This is a genomic window from Streptomyces phytophilus (genome assembly GCF_013870535.1).
GTDB lineage: Bacteria > Actinomycetota > Actinomycetes > Streptomycetales > Streptomycetaceae > Streptomyces > Streptomyces phytophilus.
Genome location: NZ_JACBXC010001116.1, coordinates 1 through 2,021, shown reverse-complemented (window position 1 = coordinate 2,021; position 2,021 = coordinate 1). Strand labels below are relative to the sequence as shown.

Sequence of the window (2,021 nt, the reverse complement as noted above, 5' to 3'; positions counted from 1 at the left end):
TTCAGCCCGGGCTGGTCGAAGGTGCCCGGCACCGGCAGCGTGCCCCAGCGGTCGATCGGCCACGCCCGCGCGATGGCCCGGCCGACGACCAGGTCCTCGTCGACGAAGCCCTTGTCCGGCGACTTCTCGTGGTAGCGGGAGTCGAGCGAGTCCTGCCGGTGGTCGCCCATCACCCACAGCTTGCCGTCGGGCACCTTCACCGGCCCGAAGTCGTTGTCCTCGCAGGGGGTGTCACCGGGGAAGATGTACGAAGTCTCGTCCAGCGCCTTGCCGTTGACCTTCACCGGGCCGACGCCCTTGCACTCCACGGTGTCCCCGCCGACCGCGATGACGCGCTTGATGAGGTCCTGCTCCTCCGCCGAGGGCATGAGGCCGATGAAGCTCAGGCCCTTCTGGATGCCTTCGAGTACGGGCCCGGAGTCGGACGGCGGCGCCTCGTTCAGCCAGCCGCCCGGGTCGTGGAAGACGACGACCTCGCCGCGCTCCGGCTCGGCGCCGAACCACGGCGTGAGCTTGTCCACCAGCACGCGGTCGCCGACCTGCAGGGTGTTCTGCATGGAGTTGGAGGGAATGGAGAACGCCTGCACCAGGAAGGTCTTGATGATCAGCGCGAGGACCAGCGCGACCAGGATGAGGATCGGCAGCTCCTTCCAGAAGGAACGCTGCTTCTTCGCGCCCGCGTCGGCCGCCCCGGCGTCGTCGTCCCCGCCGCTCCCGGTGCCGCCGCCGTCCGTGCCGTCCCCGCCGCCGTCGCTCATCGCTCCCGCTTCCGTCGCCGCAGGGCCGCCGGGAGCACCGGGCGTCGCGTCCTGCCGGACGTCGCCCTTGGCGAGTGAGGATCGGTGGGCGTCGTCCCGGGGGGTGTCCGCCGTCGGGGCGTCGGCCGCCTGCTCCGGAGGGCCGCCAGGAGGGCCCGCAGCCGGCTGCTGCGCCTGCCCCTGACCGGGCCGGTCTTCGGGACCTTCGTGACCGGACCGGGCGCTGACTGCCACGTCCCCCACATCCACTCCTCACCTTGCCGCTGCCTGCCCCTGGTCAGGTGCAGGCCCACCACTCCCATAACGAGCGAGAGTTCCGCAGGAGTCGGGAGGGGCTCCATTCGGCCCACTTCTTTCGAAGACACCTTATTCGCCTGCTCATCCGGGTCAGGAACCGAGGCATAGGTGTCCGGTGAGTCGAATTTGTTCCAGTGGTCGAGCGGCCAGGCGATGGCCATCGCCCTGCCGACGACGTCGTCCTCCGAGATCGTGCCCTGGTACGGACCGTCCAGGTGGTAGCGCGAGTCCGCGGAGTTGGAGCGGTGGTCGCCCATGACGAAGATCCGGCCGTCCGGCACGGTGACGTCGAAGGCCGCCTTGGACGGCTTGTCGCCGGGGTTCAGGTAAGGCTCCACCAGCGCGGTGCCGTTGACCGTGACCCGCCCCGAGTCGTCGCAGCAGGCGACCCGGTCGCCGCCGACCGCCACGACCCGTTTGATCAGGTCCTGCTCGTGCTCCGAGGGCAGCAGCCCGATGAACGTCAGCACGTCCTTGGCCTGCGCGATGCCCACCGGGTCGTCGAGCCGGTCCTCCTCGCGGTTGCTGAGCCAGCCGCCGGGGTCCTTGAAGACGACGATGTCGCCGCGTTCCGGCTTGGCGCCGAACCAGGGCGTGAGCTTGTCCACGACGACCCGGTCGCCGATCCGGATCGTCTGCTCCATGGATCCGGAGGGGATGACGAACGCCTGCAACAGGAAGGTCTTGACGCCCAGCGCGATGATCATGGCCGCGCCGATGATGAGCGGGATCTCCTTTATCCGCGACCGGGTTCTGCGCCGCCGCGCCCGCTTGGCCGCCTTGCGGCGCTCCGCGCGCCCGCCGGTGCGCGGCGGCGGCTCACCGCCCCGCCTCCGCGTGCCTCCCGGCTCGCGCCCGTCTCCCGGCTGGGAGGGGTCGTACGGGTCGTCGCCGCCGCCGGGCCCGTACGGGGCGCCGGCGCGCCCGCCGCCCGGTCCGTACGGATCCTGACCGCCGCCTCCGCGC

1 protein-coding gene and 1 pseudogene are annotated in these 2,021 nt (G+C 71.2%); both read right to left on the bottom strand.

The genetic code is table 11. From position 1 onward, the window contains the following. Positions 1-758, bottom strand: a 758-nt coding sequence (lepB, locus tag H5J30_RS37065) for a signal peptidase I (protein ID WP_258563595.1), incomplete at its 3' end; no start/stop codon positions are given. A gap of 184 nt (positions 759-942) precedes the next feature. Then, positions 943-2,021: pseudogene (gene lepB / locus H5J30_RS37060) on the bottom strand (signal peptidase I); the annotation flags it as partial.